Raw genomic sequence first — 346 nt, forward strand, 5'->3', positions numbered from 1 at the left:
TATGGATTACCAATTAAATGATTATAAAGACTACAGGAATAGATATGAAGGTGATGCGGCACCGGTCAACGGTTCAACTGATGCCAGTACTGAACAAAATTTCAACTTTGTTTACCAGGGAGGCCTTAATTATACCTTTAATTTGGGAGATCATAACCTGGATGTTACCGGTCTCTTTGAATACCAGAAAAACCAGAATTCTTACGTGTACGCGTATGGAGAAAATTTTCCTACAGACGGTTTGACAAATATTGCTTCAGCTAGTGCTAATTTTGATGCATTCTCATCTTATAGCGACTGGTATAACGTTTCTTATCTGGCCCTTTTAAACTACAACTATGCCAGG

1 pseudogene is annotated in these 346 nt (G+C 38.2%); it reads left to right on the forward strand.

Annotation, left to right across the window (positions count from 1 at the left end):
* Nucleotides 1–346, forward strand: a pseudogene (locus HC176_RS18030) (SusC/RagA family TonB-linked outer membrane protein); the annotation flags it as partial.

It is taken from the genome of Tamlana crocina (genome assembly GCF_012037625.1).